Below are 25,001 nucleotides of genomic sequence, written 5' to 3' on the forward strand. Positions count from 1 at the left end.
CCCGGCTGCGCGCCCCCGATGCGCCGTGGCGAGCGCACGTTATGCGCTCCCATGGGGCGTGCGCCGGGAGTCTCCCGGGATGTCACCCGAACGAGGGTGTCCGGAGCCGGTCGATGCCCCTTTCCCCGAGCCGGGCCCGGCTGCGATGATCGTGCGGTTAACAAGCGTTAACGCGAGTGGGAGTCGAGCGGAGGGTGCCATGAGCGAGGAGCGGTACGGGGAGTTCGTGCTGGTACGACGCCACGGTCACGTGGTGGAACTCGTACTGGACCGGCCCAAGGCCATGAACGCGGTGTCGGCGGACATGGCCCGCTCGATCGTGGCCGCGTGCACGGCGCTGGGCGCCGACCGGGAGGCCCGGGTGGTGGTGCTGACCTCCTCGCACGAGCGGGCGTTCTGCGTCGGCGCCGACCTCAAGGAGCGCAACTCCATGACCGACGCGGAGCTGGTCCGGGCGCGGCCGCTGTCGCGCGGGGCGTACACCGGCGTACTGGAGCTGCCGATGCCGACGGTCGCCGCCGTGCACGGCTACGCGCTCGGCGGGGGCTTCGAGCTGGCGCTGTCCTGCGACGTGATCGTGGCCGACAGTACGGCGGTGGTGGGCCTGCCCGAGGTGTCGGTGGGCGTGATTCCGGGCGGCGGCGGTACGCAGCTGCTGCCCCGCCGGGTCGGCGCGGCCCGCGCCGCCGAGCTGATCTTCTCGGCGCGCCGGGTGGAGGCGCCGGAGGCGCGTGAGCTGGGCCTGGTCGACCAGCTGGTGGAGACGGGCCAGGACCGGGACGCGGCGCTGGCGCTGGCGGCACGGATGGCGGCGAACTCGCCGGTGGGGCTGCGGGCGGCGAAGCGGGCGCTGCGGCTCGGGCACGGGCTGGACCTGCGGACGGGGCTGGAGGTCGAGGACGCGGCATGGCGGTCGGTGGCGTTCTCGGGGGACCGTGCGGAGGGCGTCGCGGCGTTCAACGAGAAGCGGAAGCCGGAGTGGCCGGGGGAGTGAGGTGCGGGTGGGCCGGGGCGCGGGGGGCCGCGTGATCGGCGTGATCGGCCCGCATCGGGCCGCAGTCCGGGACGGCGCAGGTCGTCGCTACACCTGTTCGCCGCACCAATGTCCCGAATGAGCCCAAACCTCCCTAACCTGGAGTAATGGGTGAGGACATCCGGCTCGCCGCCGTCGTGGCGCTGGCTCAGGGCATGGCTGCGGCTCACACCCCACACGAGTGCTGGCGCGCCGCCGCGGCCGGGGCCTGCCGTGCCCTGGACGGCAGTTTCGCGGCGCTCTCCGTCTGGGAGCGCGACCTCGGCCGGCTGCGGGTCCTCGTGAACGTCGGGGAGCGCGCCCCGGACGAGGAGGAGTTCCCGGAGGCCGAGGCCTACCCGGTGCACCAGTTCCCCGAGATCACCGAGTTCCTCCACGAACGCTGGGCGGGCGGCGGCGGCCCCAACGCCTGGGTGGAGACGGCCGAGGGTCCCGCCGCCGGCCGCCCCGGCTACTCGCACCGGCGGGTCGACGCCCTGCGCCGCAGGGGCCGCGGCTGCTGCCTGGTCGCGCCGATCCTGCTGCACGGCAGGGCATGGGGCGAGCTGTATGTCGCCCGCGCCGTCCAGACCCCCGTCTTCGGTCGCGGCGACGCCGACTTCGCCACCGTCCTGGCCTCCGTCGTCGCCGCCGGGATCGCCCAGACCGAGCGTCTCGAGGAGGCCCGCCGGCTGGCGTACACCGACGCGCTCACCGGGCTCGCCAACCGCCGTGCCGTCGACGTACGCCTCGACGAGGCGATCGACCGGCACCGCGCGGACGACGCCGTGGTCAGCCTGGTCGTCTGCGACCTCAACGGGCTCAAGCGGGTCAACGACACCCAGGGGCACGCCGTCGGCGACCGTCTCCTCGAACGGTTCGGCTCGGTCCTTTCCCTGTGCGGGGCGATGCTCCCGGGGGCCCTCGCCGCACGGCTCGGCGGGGACGAGTTCTGTCTGCTGGTGGTCGGCCCGCAGGCCGACGACGTGGTCAAGGCGGCCGACGAACTCTGCCGCCGGGCCGGGGAGCTGGAGCTGGGGGAGGGGGTCGCGTGCGGGGTCGCCTCGACCGCGGACCCGATCGGGCCGGTGCGCTCGGCCCGCCGCCTGTTCCGGCTCGCCGACGCCGCGCAGTACCGCGCGAAGGCGCTCCGCGCGGACCGGCCGGTGGTGGCCGGGCGGGAGGGGCCGGACGATCCCGTCGTCCGGCTGGCCGACGCGCCCCCGCCGGAACGGGCCGAGCGGCGCAGCTTCCGGGGCCGACGGTCATGACCGTACGGCTGTGACGCAGAACCCACCGAGAAGTAAGGGGCAACCCGGTACCCCACTAGTGACAGCAGCCGCATTCACTGCGTACGCTCCTGAATATGGATATGCACACTGTGGTGGTGGGGACGTCCGGTGTCACCGCGTCCGACGTCCTCTCCGTGGCGCGCGGCGGCGCCCGCGTCGAACTGTCGGCGGAGGCGGTCGCGGCGCTGGCGGCGGCCCGGGAGATCGTGGACGCGCTGGCGGCCAAGCCGGAGCCGGTCTACGGCGTGAGCACCGGCTTCGGCGCCCTCGCGACCCGGCACATCAGCCCGGAGCTGCGGGCCCAGTTGCAGCGCAACATCGTGCGCTCGCACGCGGCCGGCATGGGGCCGCGGGTGGAGCGCGAGGTCGTACGGGCCCTGATGTTCCTGCGGCTGAAGACCGTCTGCTCCGGACACACCGGTGTGCGTCCCGAAGTCGCCCAGACCATGGCCGACGTGCTGAACGCCGGCATCACCCCGGTCGTGCACGAGTACGGCTCCCTCGGCTGCTCCGGCGACCTGGCCCCGCTGTCCCACTGCGCCCTCACGCTGATGGGCGAGGGGGACGCGGAGGGCCCGGACGGCGTCGTCCGCCCCGCCGGTGAGCTGCTCGCCGAGCACGGGATCGCGCCCGTCGAACTGCGCGAGAAGGAGGGGCTCGCGCTCCTCAACGGCACCGACGGCATGCTCGGCATGCTGGTCATGGCCCTCGCCGACCTGGACATGCTCTACAAGTCCGCCGATGTCACGGCCGCGTTGAGCCTGGAGGCGCTGCTCGGCACGGACCAGGTGCTCGCGCCCGAGCTGCACGCGATCCGCCCGCACCCCGGGCAGGGCGACAGCGCCGCCAACATGCTCGCCGTGCTCAAGGGTTCCCAGCTCACCGGGCACCACCAGGACGACGCGCCGCGCGTCCAGGACGCGTACTCGGTGCGGTGCGCTCCGCAGGTCGCCGGGGCCGGGCGGGACACGCTCGCGCACGCGCGCCTGGTCGCCGAGCGGGAGCTGGCGTCGGCCGTCGACAACCCGGTCGTGCTGCCCGACGGCCGGGTCGAGTCCAACGGCAACTTCCATGGCGCGCCGGTCGCCTACGTCCTCGACTTCCTCGCCATCGCGGTGGCCGACCTCGGGTCCATCGCCGAGCGGCGGACCGACCGGCTGCTGGACAAGAACCGCAGCCACGGGCTGCCGCCGTTCCTGGCGGACGACGCGGGCGTCGACTCGGGCCTGATGATCGCCCAGTACACGCAGGCGGCGCTGGTCAGCGAGCTGAAGCGGCTCGCCGTGCCGGCGTCGGCCGACTCGATCCCCTCCTCCGCGATGCAGGAGGACCATGTCTCCATGGGGTGGTCGGCGGCGCGCAAGCTGCGGACGGCCGTGGGCAATCTGGCGCGGGTCATCGCCGTCGAGCTGTATGCGGCGACCCGGGCGATCGAGCTGCGGGAGGGGCTGACGGCGGCGCCGGCTTCGGTGGCCGTGATCGAGGCGGCGCGCTCCGCGGGGGTGCGGGGGGTCGGGCCCGACCGGTATCTGGCGCCCGACCTCGCGGCGGCGGAGGAGTTCGTGCGGGGCGGAGCGCTCGTGGAGGCCGCCGAGAAGGTGACCGGGGCGCTGCGGTAGGTCTTTCGGGTGCGGGTGCGGGTGCGGGTGCGGGTGCGGGTGCGGGTGCGGGTGGGCGGGGGCTGGTCGCGCAGTTCCCCGCGCCCCCAGGATGGGGAGTTCCTGGCGCCTCAAGATGCGTAGTTCCCCGTGTCCGTGAGAGGGCGTGGGGGGCTGTGTGTTAGTTCAGTTTGGCTGACTGGGCCTTGATCACCGGGGGCGGTACCGTGTACGTCTTTCCGGCCATCATCGCCCCGATGTTCATCGTGAAGTACGTCGCGAGCGTGTTGCCGTGGCGTACCACCTCCGCGTGCAGGGGGCCCTTGTCGCCGTCCATGTCGGTGACCGCCGTGAACGCCACCGACTCGTCGCCGGCGCCCGAGGGCTTGGTCGCCGTGACCTTCGTGACCTTCTGCTCGTCGCCGGCCGCGCCGCCCGTGAAGCCGCTCGCGCAGTCCCTGACCGCCGCCGAGAGGGCCTTCAGGGCCTGCTGCGCGCCGTTCCCGTCGTACGACGACAGGTCGAGGGACGTGACGTCCAGGTTCAGCGAGTCCTTGAGCGCGTCCTCGAACTTTCCGTCGGCCATGTCATCGAGGGAGGTCGCGTCGTCGGTCGGGTCCTTCTTGTCCTCGCGGACCGTGCGGCCGATCTCCGCGGGCGCCTCGGCCGGTGCGAGGCCGGTGAGGACGTAGGCCAGCGGGCGGCACTTCTCGTCGCTCGCCTTGATCTTGCTGCGGGTCGGCGCGGCCTCGCCGATCGCGTTGACCTTGTAGCCGTCGACCTCGCCCTGCGCGAGGATCCGCTGCTTCAACTCGGCGGCGCTCGACGCCTTGACGGTGGAGGCGGCGTCCGTGGTGGCGGACGGGTGCTCGGAACTCCCGTCGGAGCAGCCCGTGATGAGGGCGAGGGACAGTGCGCCGCCGGCGGCGAGGGTGCACATCCGCACGCCCGATGATCTCTTCATGAGAGGACTCTGAGTCCCCGGTCAAGGATCGGTCAAGTTGTTTAAAATTCCAGCCGTTCCCGGCGGACCGAATACACCACGAACCCGGCGCCGACGGCGAGGAAAAGGGTGCCGCCGACGACGTACGGCGTGGTGTCCGGGCTTCCGGTGTCGGCGAGTTGACCGGCGTCCCCGGTCGCCTCGGAGGTCGCCTCGGACAGCGCCTTGGCCTGCTGGGTGACCTGTGTCGCCGTACTCTCCGACGTGCCGGTTCTCGCCGGGGTGTCCTGGGACGCGTTGGCGGACGGGACGAACCACAGCGCGCACAGGAGCGTGCCTGCGGCGGTGGCGGTCAGCAGCGGGCGGCGAACGGATGACACGGAATATCGATCCCCTTGTGACGCTGGCGAATTGGCCGTGTGGGGCGATGTTAGTGAAAATCGCGGGTCACGGGAAAGTCACAGGAGGTTTCGGCCGTACGCTCCCGGCATGAGCACTCCAGAGACATCACGTTTTGTACGGCTTCGAGTGGAGCTGGTCCTCGAAGTCGAGGACGCCGACGAGGTCACCAAGGCCGCGCTGCAGCGGATCGCCGAGGACCCCGAGCTGCCCGGCGAGGAGCGTGCGCACGCCGAGAGCACTGTGACGGAGGACACCGCCGAGGCCCTCGCCTATCTCGTCGACCCGTTCGACCTGGTCAGCGAGGTGCCCGGAGTCGAGCTCCAGCAGGCCTCGTGGTCCAGCGAGGAGGTTTCCTACGATCCGGATTCGCCGGAGTGGGACCTCGACGAGGATGATGGCGACGGCGACGACGAAGAGGGCGGCATCGGCTGAGCGTTCCGGGGAACCAGTGACCCCGGACGGCAACCGCCGTCCGGGGTTTCGTCGTCTGGGACAGCGCACGGACCGACCCCTGCCGCCCCTCCCGCCCCGGCGGACGTGGTGTGCCCCACACCTCCCAGGAATGTGGAACGGGACGAAGCGGCCGTAGCGTTGAAGGTTCTTGACGGGGACTCTCGGTGTGTTCGCGGACTCGGCAACGATGGAGAAGCGTGTGATGACGGACAGTAAGCGGCGCAAGGGCCTGATGGCCGCGTCCGCACTGCTCGGCGGTGTGCTGGTGCTCACGGCGTGTTCCGGAAGCGACGACAAGGCGTCCGGCAGCGGTGAGAGCTCGCAGGCCCAGTCGGATCAGGCGGCGGCGAAGAAGTCGTCCCAGGCCGACATCACGATCACGCCCAAGGACGGCTCCGACAACGCCTCCATCAACAACTCCGCGGCCGTCACCGTCAGCAAGGGCACCCTCACGAACGTGACGATGACGACGGCCGAGGGCACCGCGGTCGCCGGCGCCCTGTCCGCCGACAGGACGACCTGGAAGCCCTCCGCCCAGCTGGATCGGTCCACCACCTACAAGGTGGCCGCCGAGGCCAAGGACTCCGCCGGCCTGGTCGCCCACGAGAACGCCTCCTTCACCACGGTCTCCCCGGCCAACAGCTTCATAGGCACCTTCACGCCGGAGGACGGCTCGACAGTCGGCGTCGGCATGCCCGTGTCGATCAACTTCGACAAGCAGATCACCGACAAGGCCGCCGTCCAGAAGGGCATCACGGTCACCTCCAGCAGCGGCCAGGAGGTCGCCTGCCACTGGTTCTCCACCCAGCGCATGGACTGCCGCCCCGAGGACTACTGGAAGGAGAACTCCACCGTCACGCTGAAGCTCGCGCTCGACGGTGTGCAGGGCGCCTCCGGTGTCTACGGCGTCCAGCAGAAGACGGTCACCTTCCACATCGGCCGCAACCAGGTCTCCTACGTCGACGCCAAGACCAAGGAGATGAAGATCACCCAGGACGGCAGGACCGTCAAGACCATACCGATCTCGGCGGGTTCGCCCGAGAACAAGACGTACAACGGCGTCATGGTGATGTCCGAGAAGTTCAAGGAGACGCGCATGAACGGCGCGACCGTGGGCTTCACCGACAGCGACGGCAAGGGCGAGTACGACATCAAGGACGTGCCGCACGCCATCCGCCTCACCAGTTCCGGCACCTTCCTGCACGGCAACTACTGGGGCGCCAAGTCCGTCTTCGGCGCCGTGAACACCAGCCACGGCTGCGTCGGCCTGTCCGACACCAAGGGCGCCAACGACACCAGCACGCCGGCCTACTGGATGTACAGCCACTCGATCGTCGGTGACGTGGTGGTCATCTCCAACACCGGCGACAAGACCGTGGCCCCCGACAACGGCCTCAACGGCTGGAACCTGAACTGGACCGCCTGGAAGGCCGGTTCGGCCGTCTGACGCACAGCCGCCACACAGCTCGACGATGCCGCCCTCAGGGGCGGCATCGACATTTCTGGGGCCGGCCACAGCCTTCTCATGCTTCTCTTATTTCGGCCTTATCGAGCCATCACGGTGCGTCCCTACCTTGCGGTCATGTTCTTCACCTACCTGAGGCGCGAACTGCGCCGCCGCAGAAAGGCGGCTCTCGTCGTCGCCTCCGGCCTCGCGCTGGGCATCGCACTGGTCATCGTGGTCAACTCCGTGTCCAACGGCATGGGGAAGGCGCAGGACAAGGTCCTCCAGTCGCTGTACGGCCTGGGTACGGACATGACCGTCACCAAGGCCGCGTCGGCGTCCACGGGCGCCTCCCAGCGGCCCCGCTTCAACTTCGACGCGCAGAACAACGGCTCGTCGAGCACGCAGAGCAGTGACCGCGTCATGGTGCAGGGTTTCACCACCCTCGCCTCCACCACCGTCACCAAGGTCGGCGGCCAGAAGGGCGTCGCGACCGCGGTCGGCGGGCTGAACCTCAACGTGGTCAAGATCAGCGGCCAGTTCACCCGGGGTCAGTTCCAGCAGAACCAGGGCTCCGGCGGCAACCAGCAGGGCGGTCAGGGCCAGGGCAACGGCGGGGGCACCGGCGCCCCGCAGGGTGAGGTACGGGGCGGCGGCGCCAACTTCGACGTCAACTCGTACACGGTCTACGGCACCGACGTCACCCAGACCGAGGTCGGCCCGCTGACCTCGTCGAAGATCACCAGCGGTCGTACCTTCAAGACGACCGAGACCGACGCCAAGGTCCTGGTCGCCGACTCGGCGTTCGCCAAGGAGAAGAAGTACAAGGTCGGTTCGACCGTCACCATCAACAAGGTCAAGTACACGATCATCGGCATCGCGACGGCCGACAGCGGTGACGCGGCGGCCAACCTGTACATGCCGCTGAAGCAGGCGCAGACGCTGGCCGACGAGAAGAACAAGGTCACCACGATCTACGTCAAGGCGACCGACTCCAAGCAGATATCGGCCGTCAAGTCGACCATCCAGAAGAACGTCTCGGGTACGACGGTCACCACCTCCGCCGACCTCGCGGACACCGTCTCCGGCTCCCTCTCCACGGCGTCCTCGCTCGCCACCAACGTCGGCAAGTGGCTGTCCATCGCGGTGCTCGTGGCCGCGTTCCTGGTCGCCGGACTGCTGACCTCCTCCGCGGTCTCCCGCCGGGTGCGCGAGTTCGGCACGCTGAAGGCGCTGGGCTGGAAGTCCCGCCGGGTCACCGGTCAGGTCATCGGTGAGGCCATGGTCAACGGCCTGGTCGGCGGCGCGCTCGGGATCGCGCTCGGTCTGGCGGGCGCGTACGTCGTCACCGAGATCAGCCCGACCCTGGACGCCTCCCTCGGCGGCGGCGGTGGCGGCGGCAACGCGGGCGCCGGTCCCGGCGGCGGTGGCGGCTTCGGCGGTGGCGGCGGCTTCGGCGGTGGGCGGCAGACCGCGAAGACGCTGGAGGTCGCCCTGACGGCACCGGTCAGCGTGACGACGATCGCGGTCGCGGTGGGTCTGGCGGTGGCCGGCGGCCTGATCGCGGGTGCGTTCGGCGGCTGGCGGGCGTCGAGGCTGCGGCCTGCGGATGCGCTGCGGCGCGTGGAGTAGCCGACGTGGGCTGGGGTGGGCGGGGGTTTCGTTTCCGGCGCCGGCAGGGTGCCTCCCCCACTCTCGGCTTCGCTCGAGCGGGGGACCCCCATCGCCCACCCGTGCCGCCCAGCGGCACGACTGCCCGCAGCTACGTCAGCTGACAAGTGTGCCCGCGCTGCAGCGCTCCTTCAGGGGCGCGGGGCCCCTGCCGATATGCGGCTCCGCCGCGCGGGCGCGATCAGCCCCCACTCACCCGCAGCCGACGACGAAACCGCCCCACCCCGAACCCTCCCAGGAGTCCCCATGTACGAACTCAGAAGCATCACCAAGCTCTACTCCCGCGGCAAGGACACCGTCCGCGCCCTCGACGGCATCGACCTCACCATCTCCGACGGCGACCGCCTGGTCATCCAGGGCCCCACGGGCGGCGGCAAGTCCACCCTCCTGCAGATGCTCGGCGGCCTGGACCGGCCGACCTCCGGCGAAATCGTCCTGGACGGCACCGACCTGGCCAAGCTCTCCGAGACCAAGCTGACCCGGGTCCGCAGCGAGAACATCGGTTTCGTGTTCCAGTCCTTCAACCTGATCCCGACGCTCACCGCCCAGGAGAACGTCGAGACCGCCCTCGTCCCGCTCGGCGTCAAGGCCAGGGAACGGCGGGAACGCGCCGCCGAGGCGCTGACGTCGGTCGGCCTCGGCGAGCGCCTCGGCCACCTCCCCGGCGAGATGTCCGGCGGCCAGCAGCAGCGCGTCGCCATCGCCCGGGCCCTCGTCAAGCAGCCCAAGGTGCTGCTCGCCGACGAGCCCACCGGCAACCTCGACGAGGGCATGCGCGACGAGATCATGGACGTACTGGAGCGCATGTGGAAGGAGCACGGGCTGACCTTCATCATGGTCACCCACGACTCCGCGATCGCGAAGAAGGCCCCCCGGCTGGCGACCATCCGCAAGGGCAAGATCACCGTCAAGGAGAACGCGGGCGCGTGAAGTGCGTCACTGGCTGACGGCGCCTAACACTGAACTCCCGCGCACAACCGCGCAGTTGGGTAACAGTGTCCGCCCCGGCGCGTAACAGTTCTCCTGTACTTCTCTTACCGGTCTCTCATCTCTTGAGCCCGCTGATCACCCCCCGGCATACTCCGTATTCCGGGGGGTTGACGTATACGCGTACGAGACTGTCCCCGGCCGGGTGAACGGGGAATTCGCCCGGGACACCGTCTCCCAGGGGGAGTCTTGCGCAGACAAGTGAAAAGAGCTGCCGCGGCCACGGTGGCCACGGCGGCAGCCGTCGCTCTCGCCGCAGGCATGACCAGCCCGGCGTCGGCGAAGCCGGAGCAGCGCGCCACCGCGGCCGCCGCGGCCGCTTCATCGGTCGCCGGCAGGCACCACGTCACCCTGATCACCGGTGACCGGGTCGCCCTCGACGCCAAGGGCCGGGTCGTCGGCCTGGAGCGGGCCGAAGGACGCGAGCACATACCTTTCCAGATCCGCAAGGCCGACGGTCACACCCTCGTCGTCCCCGGTGACGCCGTCCGGCTGGTCGCCTCCGGCAAGCTGGACCAACGGCTCTTCGACGTCACCGAGTTGAACAAGGCCGCGACCCGCAAGGCGCAGAAGAACGGCCTGAAGGTCATCGTCGGGTACCAGGGCGCGGCCGGTGCCGCCAAGGCCGACGTCCGTGACGCCGGCACCCTGCGGCACAGCCTCAGGACGCTCAACGCCGACGCCGTGCAGACCCCGGTCAAGGACACGCCGGAGCTGTGGGACGCGGTCACCAACGGGGACAAGGCCGCCTCCGGCATCGCGCACGTCTGGCTCGACGGCGTCCGCAAGGCCAGCCTCGACAAGTCCGTGCCGCAGATCGGCGCGCCCAAGGCGTGGGCGGCCGGTTACAACGGCAAGGGCGTCAAGATCGCCGTCCTGGACACCGGTGTCGACACGACCCACCCGGACCTCAAGGACCAGGTGATCGAGTCCAAGAACTTCACCACGGCCGCCGACGCCTCGGACCACTTCGGCCACGGCACGCACGTCGCCTCCATCGCGGCGGGCACCGGCGCCAAGTCGCACGGCAAGTACACCGGTGTCGCGCCCGGTGCGAAGATCCTCAACGGCAAGGTCCTGGACGACACCGGCTCCGGTGACGACTCCGGCATCCTGGCCGGCATGGAGTGGGCGGCGGCCGAGGGTGCCGACGTCGTCAACCTCAGCCTGGGCGGCTACGACACCCCGGAGATCGACCCGCTCGAAGCCGAGGTCAACAAGCTCTCCAACGAGAAGGGCATCCTGTTCGCGATCGCCGCGGGCAACGAGGGCCCCGAGTCGATCGGTTCGCCGGGCAGCGCGGACGCCGCGCTCACCGTCGGCGCCGTCGACGGCAACGACAAGCTCGCCGACTTCTCCTCCACCGGCCCCAGCGCCGAGGGCACCATCAAGCCGGACGTCACCGCGCCCGGCGTCGACATCACCGCGGCCGCGGCCAAGGGCAGCCTCATCGACCAGGAGGTCGGCGAGAACCCGCCCGGCTACCTGACCATCTCGGGCACGTCGATGGCGACCCCGCATGTCGCCGGCGCCGCCGCGATCCTGAAGCAGGAGCACCCCGACTGGGGCTACCAGCAGCTGAAGGCCGCACTGACCGGCTCCGCCAAGGGCGGCAAGTACACGCCGTTCGAGCAGGGTTCGGGCCGTATCGCCGTCGACAAGGCCATCAAGCAGACCGTGGTCGCCGACCCGGTGTCGGTGAACTTCGGTGTGCAGCAGTGGCCGCACACCGACGACACCCCGGTCACCAAGCAGCTCACCTACCGCAACCTCGGCACCAAGGACGTCACCCTCAGCCTCACGGCGAGCGGTACCGACCCCAAGGGCGCGGCCGCCCCGGCCGGCTTCTTCAAGCTGGGCGCGACCAAGGTGACCGTCCCGGCGGGCGGCACGGCCGCCGTCGACGTCACCGCCAACACCAAGCTGGGCGGCACCCTCGACGGCGCCTACTCGGCGTACGTCACGGCGACCGGCGACGGCCAGAGTGTCCGCACGGCGGCCGCGGTGCAGCGTGAGGTGCAGTCGTACAGCGTCACCGTCAAGCACATCGGGCGCGACGGCAACCCGACCGGTGTCTACAACACCGGCCTGGTGGGCTACTCGGGCCTCGGCAACGGCCGCGCCTACGCCGTCCCGACCGCCGGCTCCGGGACCGCCACGATCCGGGTGCCGAAGGGCACGTACCTGCTCGACGCCTGGATCGCGAAGGACCTCACCACCTTCGACGGCGGTCTCGACTGGCTGGTCCAGCCCAAGCTGAGCGTCACCAGGGACCTCACGGTCACCATCGACGCCCGCACCACCAAGGCGGCCGACATCACCGTGCCGGACGCCCAGGCGAAGCCGGGCTTCGCGACGATCGACTACATGTACGACCCGGCGGGCGTCGGGTTCGGGGTCGGCCTCGACACCTTCGACAAGATCCGGATGGCCCCGCTGGGCGGCGAGGTCGCGAGCGGTCTGACCCAGACCTGGAGCGGCCAGTTCACCAAGGGCGACCGCGAGGAGTACGACGTCGCCACCAGCGCCCAGGTCAGGAAGATCCAGGGCGACAAGGTCCGGCACTTCAAGACCGGCGAGTTCGCCACGGTCAAGAACAGCCTCGGCGCCTCCGCTCCCGGCAAGACCGGCTCGGTCAGCCCGTGGGGCATCGTCGGCGAGGACGTGGTGATGGGCGGTGACGGGGAGCAGAAGCTGCCCAGCGCACGTACCGTCCATGTCTCCACCGTCGACGGCGCTTTGTGGGGCTTCGACTTCGCCCAGTTCAGCGGCCATGACGCCCAGGGCCTGCCGATCGCCGACGCCTTCTACACGAGCGACCCGCAGCAGTACAAGGCGGGCAAGAGCTACCAGAACACCTTCAACAGGGCCATCTTCGGTCCGCATCTGACCAACGAGTTCGGTCTGTACCGCGACGGAAACCAGATCTACGGCATCGTCCCGCTGTTCTCGGACAGCGCCAAGCACGCCGGGTCCTCCGACTTCCTGTCGGTGAACACCACCCTGTACCGCAACGGCACCAAGGTGGGTTCCAACAAGGACCCGCTGTTCGGTGACGGCGCCTTCACCGTGCCGTCCGCCGACGCCGAGTACAAGCTGACCACCTCGGTCATCCGCTCGGTCAGGGTCGCCGCCGCCTCCACCCGGATCGACGCCAGCTGGACCTTCCACTCGAAGAAGCCGGCCGGCGCCGCCCCGCTGACCAAGCTCCCCGCCTCCACCGTCCACTTCGGCGCCAACACCGGCTCGGACAGCCGCGTCGCGGCGGGCAAGACGGTCACCTTCCCGGTCACCGTCGAGGGCGCGGCCGCCGGCCGCAACCTGAAGTCCCTCTCGGTCTACGTGTCGTACGACTACGGCAAGACCTGGAAGAAGCTGACGGTCAGCCACGGCAAGATCACCGTCAAGAACCCGGCCAAGGGCAAGGCCATCTCGTTCCACGCCAAGATCGCCGACAAGAAGGGCAACAAGTCGACGATCTCCATCTACAACGCGTACTACGCCAAGTGAGCCGTAGCCGCGGAGCGGCCGGGCAAGGGGTGGACCGCCACTGGGCGGACTGCTGCCGAGTGGCCGGCCGCTGAGTGGATCCACAGCGAACGGCCCGTCGGAAGCGCGGCTTCCGGCGGGCCGTTCCTCATGCCCGGGGTCAGCTCAGGGGGCGGGGACGCGGGTCGCGTCCGTGCCCCAGCTGGCCAGCAGCCGCAGCGCCTCCGCCGACGCCGAGCCGGGCTCCGCGTGGTACGTGACCAGGGACTGGTCCGGGTCGTCGGGCATCCGGAACGACTCGTAGCTGAGGGACAGCTCGCCCACCAAGGGGTGGTGCAGCCGCTTCACCCCGTGGCTCTTCTCCTTGACGTCGTGTGTCGCCCACAGCCGGCGGAACTCCTCGCTCTTCACCGAGAGCTCGCCGACCAGCGCGGACAGCCGGGTGTCGTCGGGGAAACAGCCCGCGTCCATGCGCAGCAGACAGACGATGTCGATCGCCTTCTGCTCCCATTCGACGAAGAGATCGCGGTACTCGGGCCGCAGGAACACCAGCCGCGCCCAGTTGCGCTCCGTGACCGGCAGCTCCGACCAGTCACCGAAGACCGCGGCCGCCATCCCGTTCCACGCCAGGATGTCCGAGCGGCGCCCGCCGATGTACGCGGGCACCCCGTCCATCGCCTCCAGCAGCTGCCCCAGCGCCGGACGCACCTGCTGCGGCCGCGCCGCCCCCTTCTTCTTGTGCTGCTTGCCCTTGGCCAGGTGCATGAGATGCGCGTGCTCGGCGTCGGACAGCCGCAGCGCGCGGGCGATCGCGTCCAGCACCTCCGCCGACACGTTCCGCCCGTTGCCCTGCTCCAGGCGCGTGTAGTACGCCACCGAGACGCCGGCCAGCTGCGCCAGCTCCTCGCGCCGCAGCCCCGGCACCCTGCGGTGCCGCCCGAAGTCCGGCAGCCCCACGTCGCCGGGGAGCAGCCGGGCCCGCCGGGTGCGCAGGAACTCGCTGAGCTCGGCACGCCGGTCCAGCGGCGGGGAGGGGGAGGTCGGGGGCTGCTCTTCCATACGTCCAGTATTCACGGTCGTACGCACGCGAACCTGACCCCGCCAGTGGTAGGCACGCCAGACGTACGCAGAGGCGTGGGCTGGGTGGCGGACGTAGCGTGGAGGAACCTGGATGTGTGCCCGGGAAGAAGGCGACCGGGTACGAACACACCCCTAGGAGAACCCCCCTCATGACCACTGTTGCTGCTTACGCCGCGCCCGCCGCGAAGGCCCCGCTGGAGCGGACCACGATCGAGCGGCGCGCGGTCGGTGAATTCGACGTCCTCATCGACATCGAGTTCGCCGGTATCTGTCACTCCGACATCCACCAGGCCCGCGAGGGCTGGGGTACCGCGATCTTCCCGATGGTGCCCGGGCACGAGATCGCGGGCGTCGTCTCCGAGGTCGGCCCGGGTGTCACCCGGTACGCGGTGGGGGACCGGGTGGGCGTCGGCTGCATGGTCGACTCCTGCCGCGAGTGCGACAACTGCAAGGCCGGTCTCCAGCAGTACTGCACCGGCGGCGGTCCGACCTGGACGTACAACGCCGTCGGCAAGGACGGGCAGCCGACCTACGGCGGCTACTCGCAGAAGATCGTCGTCGACGAGAACTACGTCGTCCGCATCCCCGACGGCCTTTCCCTCGACGTCGCCGCCCCGCTGCTGTGCGCCGGCATCACCACGTACTCCCCGCTGAAGCACTGGAACGCGGGTCCCGGCAAGAAGGTCGCGGTCGTCGGCCTCGGCGGCCTGGGCCACATGGGCGTCAAGATCGCCGCCGCCCTCGGCGCGGAGGTCACCGTCCTGTCCCAGTCGCTCCGCAAGAAGGACGACGGCCTGAAGCTGGGCGCCACCGACTACCGGGCGACCAGCGACCCGAAGACCTTCGAGGACCTCAAGGGCACGTTCGACATCATCCTCAACACGGTGTCGGCGCCGCTCGACTTCGACGCGTACCTGTCGCTGCTGCGCACCGACGGCGCGATGGTGAACGTCGGCATCCCGGAGGAGCCGGTGCACATCCTGCTCTCCTCCGTCTTCGGCAACCGCCGCGTCCTGAGCAGCTCCGGCATCGGCGGTATCCAGGAGACCCAGGAGATGCTGGACTTCTGCGCCGAGCACAACCTGGGCGCGGAGATCGAACTGATCGACGCCGACCAGGTCAACGAGGCCTACGAGCGGGTCGTCAACAGCGACGTCCGCTACCGCTTCGTGATCGACACGGCGACGATCTGAGTCACCGTTTCTGCTTCCGGCCGAGAAGCCAGAGCAGATAGGGACCGCCGACCAGGGAGGTGAGCGCACCCACCGGGATCTCCAGCGGAGGCACCAGGGTGCGCGCCACCAGGTCGGCGGTCACCAGTACCAGGCCGCCCGTCAACGCCGAGCAGACCAGCGGCAGCTGGGGCGTGCGGGTGAGCCGCCGAGAGGAGCAGCGCGAGGGCGACGATCACCGACCGCGGGTGCCGGCGGTCGGGACGATGCCGAGGGTGAGCAGGTCGTCGAGCTGCCCGGTGGAGAGCACCGCGATCCGCTTCGGCCGGGCCTTGACGGTGGTCCTGCCCTCGAAGTGGGTGACCGTGCGCGGGAAAAGGCCGTCGGTCTCGTTGTCCGAGCCCATGCCGTCGGCGAGGGCGCTCGGCGCGGCGGAGGGGCCTTCGGAGGCGCCGGCGACCTTGTTGACGGTTCCGTCGGCGTGCGACGCCCCGGCATCGTTGTCGGAGGCGGAGGAGGAGCAGCCGGCCAGCAGGGCGCCCACCACGGACACGGCGGACATGGCCAGGACGGCCTTCATTCTCGACGCACGCACAACCAGGTCTCCCGATCAGTTGATAAGGCAAGCCTTACCTTAACTGGTGTCGGGAGTACGTTGGACGGGAGGAGGTCCCACGATGACCGTGAACCTGAACCACACCATCGTCGCCGCCCACGACAAGCACGCGTCGGCGAGGTTCCTGGCCGACATCCTCGGTCTTGAAGTCAGCCCCGAATACGGCCCGTTCGTCCCGGTGGCGCTGCCGAACGGCGTCACCCTCGACTACCTGGACAGCCCCGGGAACATCCCGCCGCAGCACTACGCCTTCCTGGTCTCCGAGGACGACTTCGACGAGATCTTCACCCGCGTCCGGGACGCCGGCCTCACCTACTGGGCCGACCCGCACCACAGCCGCCCCGGCGAGATCAACACCAACGACGGCGGCCGCGGCACCTACTTCGACGACCCCAACGGCCACCGCCTCGAAATCCTCACCCGGCCTTACGGCAGCGGCGGCTGACCCAGCGGCACGGACTCCCCGGGCGCGTACGACCGTACGACCGCACCCGCCCCGTCACCAGCGGACGGCCGTACGACGTGCACGCGCCCACGTCCGCCGACCAGCCCCCGCTCGTCCGTCACCGTCAGCACGGTGTTCTCGTCGACCGCGACGCCGTACGGCACCCGGCCGTGCGCCACGGTCGCGACCAGCCGGCCCAGCGTGCCCCACTGCGCCGCGTGCACCTCCACCGCGAAGGGCACCAGGCCGAGGCCCGGCCGGACCTCGACCTCGTCCAGGTCCTCCGCGGTGTCCGGCGGACAGACCGGCGCGCCGTCCACCAGCCAGCCGCCGACCACGGCCCGCCGGGCGGCGAGAACGGCGCCCGCGGAGAACCCGGCATAGGGGATGCGATGCTCGGCGAGGACCTCGGGCAGCAGTTCCAGACAGCCCGAGAACGCGTCCTGGTAGGCAGGCGTGAGCCCACCGCACACCAGCACCCCGTCCAGGCCGTCCTTCAACGACCCGGGTTCGAACCGCCCGCCGACCGGCACGAGCAGCGGCACCGGAACGCACTCCCCGGCCGCCCGCAACGCCCCCGCGTACCGCCCGAACTGCTCCGCCCCGTCCCCCTCGTCGACGATCACACACCCGATACGACGGCTGCCCGCACCGGCGGCCCGCAGCAGCGGCCCGTACACCTCGGGAGCGTCCCAGCCGCCGCCGACGAGAAAGATCCCGCTGCTCGGTACCCCGGGCTCGCCGCCCCGGTGTCGGGTGCTCACCCGCGCAGGCCCTTGATTCCGTCCTGCGCGGCCATGACCAGCTCGATCGCCCGGTTGTCGGTCGCCGGTTCACGCATCTGGTTCGTCACGTAGGCGATCGCCGTCCGCTCGTCCGGGTCGACCCAGACCAGCGCGCCGCCCCAGCCGCCCCAGCCGAGGGCGCTGCCGAAGAGGCCGTAGCCCAGGCCGTAGCGGGAGGGCATGCCCAGGACACGGTCGTCGCCGTCGAACTGCACCTCCCGGGCCCGTTCGCACCCCGCCGGCGACAGCACCCGCACCCCGCCGACGGTTCCGCCGCAGGCGATCAGGGACTGCACGAGGGCGATGGCGCGGGCGTTGCCGAAGCCGCTGGCCGCGGGGATCTGGGCACGCCGCCAGGCGAGGCTGTTGCCGTCCCGGACGCGCAGCGTGGCGACGCCGGCGCGTCGCGGTGCGTCGCTGTCCCGCGCGCCGGCCGCGTAGTCCTCGTCCCTGCCCGGCGGCGGCACGGTGAGCGCCACCCGCCGGTCGTGCTCGGCGCCCAGCCCGACATGGAAGTCCGCGCCCAGCGGGCCGGCCACCTCGGCGGCGAAGAACTCGCCCAGGGTCCGCCCGGTGATCCGGCGCACCACCTCACCCACGAGGAACCCCTGGGTGAGCGAGTGATAGCCGGCCGCCGACCCCGGCTCCCACTGCGGAGCCGTCCCGGCGAGCCGGGCCGTGGCCGTCGTCCAGTCGTACAGCTCCTCTATCGACCCTTCCCAGTCGGGCAGCCCGGCGGTGTGCGAGAGCAGATGCCGTACCAGCACGCCCTCCTTGCCCGCCGCGGCGAACTCGGGCCAGTACCGGGCCACCGGCGCGTCGGGATCCAGCTCACCCCGGTCGATCAGGACGAGCGCGCACAGGGCGGTCATCGTCTTGGTCACGGAGAACACGTTGACGATCGTGTCCCGCTCCCACGGCACACTCCGCCCCGCGTCGGCGAACCCGCCCCACACGTCGACCACGGGCTTCCCGTCCACGTAGACGGCGACGGCACCTCCCACATCCCCCTCGTCCAGCAGCCCGGAGAGCATGGTGGGCACAGCGGCGAACAGCTCGTCGTAGGAGCCATGAATGTCGGCCATACGGGCCATTCAGCCCGCCGCCGCACGACCGACGCAACCCAATTGCCGGCACGGATCCCGGGCGACCTCGGCCGCCCCAGGTCACGGCGGAATCAGTCGGCGGTTCACCCGGCCCGCCCCCGCTCCAACGGCTCGATGACCTCGGCGACGAAGGCCGGGCGGCCGGTCGGGCGGGTGCGGAATCGCGCGGGGTCCTCGCGCGTTGTGGGGAGTGGGCGCGGGACGCCGGTGACGTGCGAGCCGAACAGCCCGAGTGACCGAGCTGACAGGAATTGGAGGGTCCGTAATGGCTGCGCAGACGCAGAGGGCCGTGCTGGCGGGCGGATGCTTCTGGGGGATGCAGGACCTGATCCGCCGGCTCCCGGGCGTGACCGGGACCCGGGTCGGATACACCGGGGGTGACGTGCCCAACGCGACGTACCGTAACCACGGCACGCACGCGGAGGCCATAGAGATCCTCTTCGACCCCGAGAAGACCGACTACCGCGCGATCCTGGAGTTCTTCTTCCAGATCCACGACCCGAGCACCAAGAACCGCCAGGGCAACGACATCGGCCTCAGCTACCGCTCGGCGATCTACTACGTGGACGACGAGCAGAAGCGGATCGCCGAGGACACGATCGCGGACGTGGACGCCTCCGGACTCTGGCCGGGCAAGGTCGTCACCGAGGTGGAGCCGGTCGGCCCCTTCTGGGAGGCCGAGCCCGAGCACCAGGACTACCTGGAGCGTTACCCGGACGGCTACACCTGCCACTTCCCGCGCCCGGGCTGGCGACTGCCGGCCCGCACGGAGGGCTGACGGACCGGCCCACCGGACAGACCACGCGGACAGACGACCCGGACAGACCACCCGGACAGGCCCCCCGGACAGGCCCCCCGGTGCCGGGGGGCCTGTGTCGCCGTGCGACCCATCGGCCGTCACTTGCCGTCCGGTGGGCCGGCCCCTCAGGCACCGCCTACCCGGGCGTGGCCGTCGTGGGCGAGGGGGGTCACGTCCCGGATGGCGCCGGCGGAGCGTCGTACCGCCGCGCCGGCGGAGCGTTTCAGGGCCGCGCCGCGCGGAGCGTCTTACGGCCGCGCCGCGCGGAGCGTTTTACGGCCGCGCCGCACGGACCCTGTTTCAGGGACCGGCCGGAAACAGCCACTCCATCGAGGCGAGGCTGTTGTCGACGTAGCTGCTCCGTCCCGTCTCGATGCCGTGCGCCAGGTCCTCGAAGACACTGCACCTGGCGTAGAACACGGCGCGTTCGCCGAGCGCCGCGAGGTCGTTGGCGTCGGTTCGGTAGCCGCTGATGGCGGCGCGGGCGGCGGCAGGGCCGAGATCGCGGTGGAGCAGCCCGAAGTCGTAGGCCGGATCGACGACGGCCGCGTCGCTCCAGTCGATGACGCCGGTCACCGTCCATGCGACCGGGTCGACGAGAACGTGTTCGATCCCCAGATCGTTGTGGGAGAACGTCGGGGTGTATCCGTCGTGTGGTGGCGCGGCGTCCAGGAACGCCTCGACGGATCGGCGGTGCACCGCCGGTACCTGCCCGGCCACCGTCGCATAGCTCTCCGCGGCCTCGTGTCGCCACTCGGTCAGCGGCTGGTGGTCCGCGTCCACCAGATCGGCCAGCCGTTCGATCGGAACGGCATGCAGTGCGGTGAGCAACTGGCCGAGCGCGGCGGCGATCGACGAGCCGTGCACCGACCGCTGATGCCGCGGCATGTCCGACAACGGCACGCCGGGGAGCTTGCGGTAGGCCAGACATCCCAGCTCCGCGACCGTGAACGCCGGTTCGGGTACGGGCAGCGGCGAGATGTCGGCGACGGCGGCGAGCAGGCGGGCCTCGTGGCCCACCAGGGCGGTCCGCCGCGCCGGGTCGGGCTCCTTGCTGAAGCGCACGACCAGCTCACCGTTGACCTCGTACGCCAGGTTGTCCAGGCCCTCGCCGAGCGGCACGACGGACTCGATCCGACAGCCGGGCATGTGCGCGACCACGACGCTGCGGGCGTCTGCGACGCGGTCGCCGCTGCGACTGGTCATCTGCCGACCTTAGCAACGGACCGCGTGAGGCCGACGGTGGTCATCGGTCGGCCCCGCGGTCGCCCGCCGGACGTGCACATGCGCGGATGGCATCCGTTCGGGCGCGGACCTGGGTTGCAGGCCGGGCGTCAGGCTTTCAGCCGCTCCCGGTCTCCCATCACCACGACGGGGTGAAGGTGGGGATCGAGGGTGCTCAGCAGGGTCTTCATGCCCGACTCGGGAACGGTGACGCAGGCAGACGTGCCGTCGCCGTGGTCCAGGTGCAGCCATATGCCGCCGCCCTTCTCCACTCCCTGGGGACGGTTCCAGTCGAACGGGGGGACACCCTTGAGCCGGTTGTAGTCGATGGCGATGACGTAGTCGAAGTCATGGACGTGGTCGTCGCCGTCCTCGGTCATGGACGCGAAGGCGTTGTCGTCGTACCAGTAGCGCAAGCGGCTGCCAGGATTCTCGAGATTCCCTCCCGCGTCCGTCAGGGAGAACGCGCCGACGGGACTGCGCTCGTCGTCCATGCGGTGGTCGGTCGTCCAGCCCTCCCTGCCGTTGTGCGCGGGCCAACTGCCCTTACGTTTCCAGGCGGTGCCCTGTCTCTCGTAGAGCACGACGGTGCTCTCGGCGGAGTCCGGGCCGTCGCCGTAGACGACCACGGCCTGGCGGGCGTCGGCCGGCACGCGCTTCCACATGCGGCTTCCGACGCCCGGAACGGGCAGGCCCGCTTCCGGGCCGGGGGAGCCGTGCGCCGCCGGGTTGTTGACGCCCGGCGCACCGACATGACTCAGGTGCCCGCCGGTTCCACCGCACGCCGCGGTGCCGGCCAGCAGGGCTCCGCAGGCGAGAGCCGCGGATATGGCGTGACGCGCGCCACCGCGCCGCGCCGGTACAGGACAGGGCCGTATGACAGTAGATGTCCGCATGACCAGGATCCTGTGGCGGGACGGCACCGGCCCGCATCTCGAACACGGCATCCGGCCTAGCGGCCACACTGAGCCAGGGTGCACCTTCCGCGGGCCGCCCTTGTGCCACGCGCGGTTGCTTCTCGGCCGAGCGCGCCGTCGTTCGACGCCGTCCTGATCGCTCTCGGCGACGGACAAGGCACCGGCTCCGCCGAGAGCACCGATCGCACCGATCGCACTCCAGAACTCGTCCGTGCGGGCCCGCCGCCCCCGTCGTCGGTCAGGACCCGCGGACGGGGGTCGCACCGACCCAGCGGTGGCAGGCGGGTACGTCCACGTTGCTGCCACACACGATGGTGACCACGTGCCGGCCGGCGAAGCGGGCGAAGGCGGAGACCCCGGTCCCGGCAAGACCGGGTTGCCATGTGCCCCGTCACCGTTCGGTGGGACGGTCCGTCACCCCAGGAGGTGGGCGAGAGATTCGTCCTCGGCGGGACGCGGGTCCTGTGCACCCCGACCGAGCCACCTGGCAGCGTCAGTTGAAGTGTGCGCATGCCCGCGTCGGGGGGACCCCGAGCACCCTTTCCCTCCGGCGGTGTTCAGGCTGGTCGTGGCCCGGTGTGCTGTGCGGCGTCAGCTGCGTCGCCGCCACCAGCGCTGCTTCTTCCCGGCTGTCCGCGGACCGGTTCCGGCCCCGTCAGGGGCTGACGTGCTGCTCGGTGGGAGGGCGCTCACGGCGGCGCGGATGCGGTCGAAGGGGGCAACGGTGTGACGGTCGTCGGCGGAGAGTGCCACCCCGACGCAGACCAGCTTGAAACTGTCCTCGCCGACGGGTGCGCCAATGAACACCGGTGCGCCCACGCACCCTTGTGGCAGGTCTCCGATCCACCGGATGCCGCCGTCGCCTGAGCGTGTGATCCGGCCGATCACGACAGCCTGCTCCCGGGTGCCGTCCCCGTCGTTGACGTGTCCCAGCAGATAGGCCGGGACCGGCGACTCACCGAGGCCGGCGATGTCCCCTTCCGTGGCCGCGATGCCGTCGGTGATCTCGTCGGTCGTCCAGTGCCAGCCCTTGCGGGCGCCGTGCGCGTGCAGCCCGGTGGAGGGCATGACCGCCACCCCCAGGTCACCGAGATGAGTCCACCCCTCCGCGAAGTCGAGCATCATCAGCTTCTCGGCGCTCATCACGGGTGCGCACAGTGCAGGGCGCAGGGTGAACTCGGCCAACTCGACTCGTGCCGGCTCACTCGCGGTCACGAGGTACTGCCGGATTACCTCACCTTCGGAGGTCGTCTCCACGAGTTCGTTGAACCAGAAGGCCGTCGCGTGTTGTTCCTCCCGGTGAGCTCGCTGGAAGGGAAGCGTCGAGCGGCCGACGTGATCGACTATCGCGTCGATGGTCGCACTGGAGTGATCCGGCAGGTCAGACATGGATCGAGAGGCTAACGCACGGCCTGAGGCAGCTACCGGGCGGCATGGCAGGGCCCGTCCGCCCGCCTCCGGTCCTCGGCGACAGCGACGGGCAAGGGTCTGTCAACGCGGCCGGATGACTCACGTCAAGCCTTGCTAACAGGCCTTTCCCCGCGAGGTAGCGGAGCCTGTGCACAGGGTCTCGTGGTGTCCGTCCACCTCCGGCGGGCACACCATGCCGGGATACGTGCGGTGTTCGGCCACCTCAGTACCAGCGGACTTGGCCGGCTGCCCCATGGCCCGTGGAGGCGGCGTGGCGTAGAACGCGGAGCGGGCCGTCAAGAAGTTCGTCCGCGTTGTGGTCGGGGTCGTCACCCAAGCCGGTCATCCACGCGTGGATTCGCTCGATCGCGTCGCGACGTGGGGTTCCGGTCAGGACGAGGGTCTCCTCGACCGCGGGCAGCTCAGCGCGGACCTGCTCGGCATCGAGGAGGAAGTCCCCGAACCGGCCCGGCAGCCGCAGCGTCGCATGGGGACCCAGTGCGTAAGCCAACGCGGAGAACGGGTCGGCCTTGCGCGCCGTGGCCACGAACAAGCCCTCCTCGACAGCGGGAGGAAACTGATCCATGACGGTGTCACGCATCTCCTCCGCTTGGTCGGAGCCGTCGTGGCAGGCGTCGAAGAACGCGCTCAGCCGGAAGGCGTCCTCGTCGGCGCTCCAGTTGCCGGGAGAGCTCGTAGACGGAGTGAACATGGACGTCTGCGCCTTGCTTCGCCACCAAGCCAGCTCCCCGGACACGTCACGGTGCACCGGTGCCTGCGCCGAGTTCTGAACCGAAGCGCGCAGCAAATTCCGTACCTCCTGTTCAGGCACCGCGCCGACGATCCACACACCTGTGACGCTCAACTCCGCCTCCTTCTGCTCCTCGACCCGAACTCGGGCATGTCTCAGCCATCGGTGTGACGGTCGTCCGTAATGCGGGTCCACAGAGAGAGGTCGCTGCACCGTGCCCGTCCGAGGAGACGACCATCACCAGATCGTGGCCGGTGCCGGGGTCCGTGGCGAAGCCGATCCCGAGCAGTCCGCCGACAGGAACGCCGTACTCGTACTCGAAGACGGGCCGCCAGGGTTCGGGTGCGGGCACCACCGGGGCCGCGAGAAGTCGGTTCCGCATCGCCCGCTGGTAGGCCGAGAGTTCAGACTCATGCTCGGACTGCCCGACCGGGGGCGTCTCCTTCGTCCACTTCATCACGGGACCATGATCCTCGCCCCGACAGTCCGGCCCGAAGGCGACCTTGGTCCAGTGCATGGACAAGGGTTCCTGCGGGCTGTGAACGCGGCTTGATGTCCTGTCGAGCCTTGCTCATGGACTCTATGGACGGACCGGGCGGGTGACGTCCGTCGGAAGACGTGGCAACGAAGAGGATCGCAGCAAGGATCCTGCTACCTGGCTCCGACGGGCAACTGCCTGCCGTCTGCGACCGGCGTGCTCCGTCGGATCGGGCAACGGGTCGAAAATCGGTGGTCACCCGAGCTGACCGAGCCCACGCTGTACGCCATGGAAGAACCGCTCCACAGGATTCGCGCGCTCCACACGGCGTCCACGATCACCGTCTATCAGGCGTACTCCCCTGAGATCGGACTGCCCGCCATCCGGGACGGCCGTTTTCCGGCAGCGTGGAAGCCTGGCCGCATGACGTGGATCAAACCCAGTTTCATGTGGATGATGTACCGCTCCGGCTGGGGCACGAAGGAGGGGCAGGAGACCGTCCTCGCCGTCGAGCTCACCCGTGACGGCTTCGACTGGGCACTGCGCCATGCCTGCCTGTCCAGTTACGTCCGCGGACCGCATCCCGACCGCGGCACCTGGCAGCGTGACCTCAAGCGCTCACCGGCCCGTGTCCAGTGGGATCCGGAACGCGATCTGCACCTGCGTCCCCTGCCACACCGCTCGCTGCAACTGGGGCTCGCGGGCGAGGCATCGACGCGTTACGCGGACGAGTGGATCGTGTCCATCAGCGACGTGACTCCGCTCGCCAACGAGATCCATGCACTCGTCAGGGACGGCGAGCTGGACTCAGCCACCCGACTGCTCCCGCAGGAGCAGGCATACCCCGCCGGCGCAGAACTCCTGGCCCACCTGCGTCCCTGACCGGCAATCACATCGGGCAGATCCCCCCACAGGACCCCGGAACGG

22 protein-coding genes and 2 pseudogenes are annotated in these 25,001 nt (G+C 70.3%); 12 read left to right on the top strand and 12 right to left on the bottom strand.

The window, feature by feature from the left end; all coding sequences use genetic code 11:
• The first annotated feature begins 199 nt into the window (after window positions 1-199).
• The 3 genes from ACWDGI_RS02645 to hutH all read left to right on the top strand — a co-directional run bounded on the left by ACWDGI_RS02645 (window position 200) and on the right by hutH (window position 3,923).
• Entirely contained in the window at window positions 200-994 is a 795-nt protein-coding gene (locus ACWDGI_RS02645) for an enoyl-CoA hydratase/isomerase family protein (protein ID WP_450754600.1), read from the top strand.
• Window positions 995-1,140: 146 nt separating this feature from the next.
• Complete coding sequence (locus tag ACWDGI_RS02650; RefSeq protein ID WP_450754601.1) at window positions 1,141-2,283, top strand: diguanylate cyclase domain-containing protein; 1,143 nt, start codon at window positions 1,141-1,143, stop codon at window positions 2,281-2,283.
• A gap of 101 nt (window positions 2,284-2,384) precedes the next feature.
• The gene (gene hutH / locus ACWDGI_RS02655; protein WP_450755276.1) at window positions 2,385-3,923 is read left to right on the top strand and encodes a histidine ammonia-lyase; all 1,539 of its coding nucleotides are present in this window, start codon (window positions 2,385-2,387) and stop codon (window positions 3,921-3,923) included.
• 160 nt (window positions 3,924-4,083) lie between these two features.
• Here hutH and ACWDGI_RS02660 read toward each other — a convergent pair whose 3' ends face one another.
• Window positions 4,084-4,866 carry a hypothetical protein gene (locus ACWDGI_RS02660; RefSeq protein WP_450754602.1) on the bottom strand — a complete coding sequence of 261 codons (783 nt, stop codon included), beginning with the start codon at window positions 4,864-4,866 and terminating at the stop codon, window positions 4,084-4,086.
• A 41-nt stretch (window positions 4,867-4,907) separates the two neighbouring features.
• On the bottom strand, window positions 4,908-5,225 hold the full coding sequence (locus tag ACWDGI_RS02665; RefSeq protein WP_450754603.1) for an LAETG motif-containing sortase-dependent surface protein: 318 nt from the start codon (window positions 5,223-5,225) through the stop codon (window positions 4,908-4,910).
• A 109-nt stretch (window positions 5,226-5,334) separates the two neighbouring features.
• Here ACWDGI_RS02665 and ACWDGI_RS02670 point away from each other — a divergent pair, with 109 nt between their 5' ends.
• The 5 genes from ACWDGI_RS02670 (at window position 5,335) to ACWDGI_RS02690 (ending at window position 13,312) form a co-directional block, all read left to right on the top strand.
• Window positions 5,335-5,679: a hypothetical protein gene (locus tag ACWDGI_RS02670; RefSeq protein WP_450754604.1), complete on the top strand. Its 345-nt coding sequence runs from the start codon at window positions 5,335-5,337 to the stop codon at window positions 5,677-5,679.
• A gap of 223 nt (window positions 5,680-5,902) precedes the next feature.
• Window positions 5,903-7,147: a L,D-transpeptidase gene (locus ACWDGI_RS02675; RefSeq protein WP_450754606.1), complete on the top strand. Its 1,245-nt coding sequence runs from the start codon at window positions 5,903-5,905 to the stop codon at window positions 7,145-7,147.
• A gap of 135 nt (window positions 7,148-7,282) precedes the next feature.
• Window positions 7,283-8,776 (top strand): ABC transporter permease, encoded by a 1,494-nt coding sequence (locus ACWDGI_RS02680; protein WP_450754608.1) that lies wholly within the window; start codon window positions 7,283-7,285, stop codon window positions 8,774-8,776.
• 285 nt (window positions 8,777-9,061) lie between these two features.
• Window positions 9,062-9,745, top strand: a complete 684-nt coding sequence (locus ACWDGI_RS02685) for an ABC transporter ATP-binding protein (RefSeq protein ID WP_450754610.1) — start codon at window positions 9,062-9,064, stop codon at window positions 9,743-9,745.
• 258 nt (window positions 9,746-10,003) lie between these two features.
• The gene (locus ACWDGI_RS02690; protein WP_450754612.1) at window positions 10,004-13,312 is read left to right on the top strand and encodes a S8 family peptidase; all 3,309 of its coding nucleotides are present in this window, start codon (window positions 10,004-10,006) and stop codon (window positions 13,310-13,312) included.
• A gap of 144 nt (window positions 13,313-13,456) precedes the next feature.
• On the opposite strand, the gene ACWDGI_RS02695 is transcribed toward ACWDGI_RS02690, so the two are convergent.
• Window positions 13,457-14,350 carry a helix-turn-helix domain-containing protein gene (locus tag ACWDGI_RS02695; RefSeq protein WP_450754614.1) on the bottom strand — a complete coding sequence of 298 codons (894 nt, stop codon included), beginning with the start codon at window positions 14,348-14,350 and terminating at the stop codon, window positions 13,457-13,459.
• A gap of 170 nt (window positions 14,351-14,520) precedes the next feature.
• On the opposite strand from ACWDGI_RS02695, the gene ACWDGI_RS02700 reads away from it, so the two are divergent.
• Window positions 14,521-15,564 carry an NAD(P)-dependent alcohol dehydrogenase gene (locus tag ACWDGI_RS02700; protein ID WP_365794314.1) on the top strand — a complete coding sequence of 348 codons (1,044 nt, stop codon included), beginning with the start codon at window positions 14,521-14,523 and terminating at the stop codon, window positions 15,562-15,564.
• 1 nt (window position 15,565) lies between these two features.
• On the opposite strand, the pseudogene ACWDGI_RS02705 reads toward ACWDGI_RS02700, so the two are convergent.
• Both ACWDGI_RS02705 and ACWDGI_RS02710 read right to left on the bottom strand, forming a co-directional pair.
• A pseudogene (locus tag ACWDGI_RS02705) lies at window positions 15,566-15,757 on the bottom strand (iron chelate uptake ABC transporter family permease subunit); the annotation flags it as partial.
• Between the two features lie 21 nt (window positions 15,758-15,778).
• Window positions 15,779-16,138 (bottom strand): hypothetical protein, encoded by a 360-nt coding sequence (locus ACWDGI_RS02710; protein ID WP_450754616.1) that lies wholly within the window; start codon window positions 16,136-16,138, stop codon window positions 15,779-15,781.
• Between the two features lie 82 nt (window positions 16,139-16,220).
• Here ACWDGI_RS02710 and ACWDGI_RS02715 point away from each other — a divergent pair, with 82 nt between their 5' ends.
• A complete protein-coding gene (locus ACWDGI_RS02715; protein WP_450754618.1) occupies window positions 16,221-16,604 on the top strand; it encodes a VOC family protein in 384 nt (127 codons plus the stop codon).
• Here the strand turns inward: ACWDGI_RS02715 and ACWDGI_RS02720 are convergent.
• Both ACWDGI_RS02720 and ACWDGI_RS02725 read right to left on the bottom strand, forming a co-directional pair.
• Window positions 16,586-17,368 carry a hypothetical protein gene (locus tag ACWDGI_RS02720; RefSeq protein ID WP_450754620.1) on the bottom strand — a complete coding sequence of 261 codons (783 nt, stop codon included), beginning with the start codon at window positions 17,366-17,368 and terminating at the stop codon, window positions 16,586-16,588. The genes ACWDGI_RS02715 and ACWDGI_RS02720 overlap by 19 nt on opposite strands.
• Window positions 17,365-18,474, bottom strand: a complete 1,110-nt coding sequence (locus ACWDGI_RS02725) for a serine hydrolase domain-containing protein (RefSeq protein ID WP_450754622.1) — start codon at window positions 18,472-18,474, stop codon at window positions 17,365-17,367. The genes ACWDGI_RS02720 and ACWDGI_RS02725 overlap by 4 nt, the downstream gene beginning before the upstream one ends.
• 286 nt (window positions 18,475-18,760) lie before the next feature.
• On the opposite strand from ACWDGI_RS02725, the gene msrA reads away from it, so the two are divergent.
• Complete coding sequence (gene msrA / locus ACWDGI_RS02730; protein WP_450754624.1) at window positions 18,761-19,273, top strand: peptide-methionine (S)-S-oxide reductase MsrA; 513 nt, start codon at window positions 18,761-18,763, stop codon at window positions 19,271-19,273.
• A gap of 321 nt (window positions 19,274-19,594) precedes the next feature.
• Here the strand turns inward: msrA and ACWDGI_RS02735 are convergent, their stop codons facing one another.
• From ACWDGI_RS02735 to ACWDGI_RS02755, 5 genes and pseudogenes are all read right to left on the bottom strand, one after another.
• Window positions 19,595-20,500, bottom strand: coding sequence for a phosphotransferase family protein (locus ACWDGI_RS02735; protein ID WP_450754626.1), 906 nt, complete (start codon window positions 20,498-20,500; stop codon window positions 19,595-19,597).
• 128 nt (window positions 20,501-20,628) lie between these two features.
• Entirely contained in the window at window positions 20,629-21,183 is a 555-nt protein-coding gene (locus tag ACWDGI_RS02740; RefSeq protein ID WP_450754628.1) for a hypothetical protein, read from the bottom strand.
• 490 nt (window positions 21,184-21,673) lie between these two features.
• A pseudogene (locus ACWDGI_RS02745) lies at window positions 21,674-21,775 on the bottom strand (threonine dehydratase); the annotation flags it as partial.
• Between the two features lie 251 nt (window positions 21,776-22,026).
• The gene (locus ACWDGI_RS02750; protein WP_450754629.1) at window positions 22,027-22,824 is read right to left on the bottom strand and encodes a hypothetical protein; all 798 of its coding nucleotides are present in this window, start codon (window positions 22,822-22,824) and stop codon (window positions 22,027-22,029) included.
• A gap of 244 nt (window positions 22,825-23,068) precedes the next feature.
• Window positions 23,069-23,710, bottom strand: coding sequence for a hypothetical protein (locus ACWDGI_RS02755; protein ID WP_450754631.1), 642 nt, complete (start codon window positions 23,708-23,710; stop codon window positions 23,069-23,071).
• A 652-nt stretch (window positions 23,711-24,362) separates the two neighbouring features.
• On the opposite strand from ACWDGI_RS02755, the gene ACWDGI_RS02760 reads away from it, so the two are divergent.
• On the top strand, window positions 24,363-24,956 hold the full coding sequence (locus ACWDGI_RS02760) for a DUF4291 domain-containing protein (RefSeq protein WP_450754633.1): 594 nt from the start codon (window positions 24,363-24,365) through the stop codon (window positions 24,954-24,956).
• Window positions 24,957-25,001: the final 45 nt, after the last annotated feature.

The sequence above is a fragment of the Streptomyces sp. NPDC001220 genome (assembly GCF_053597895.1).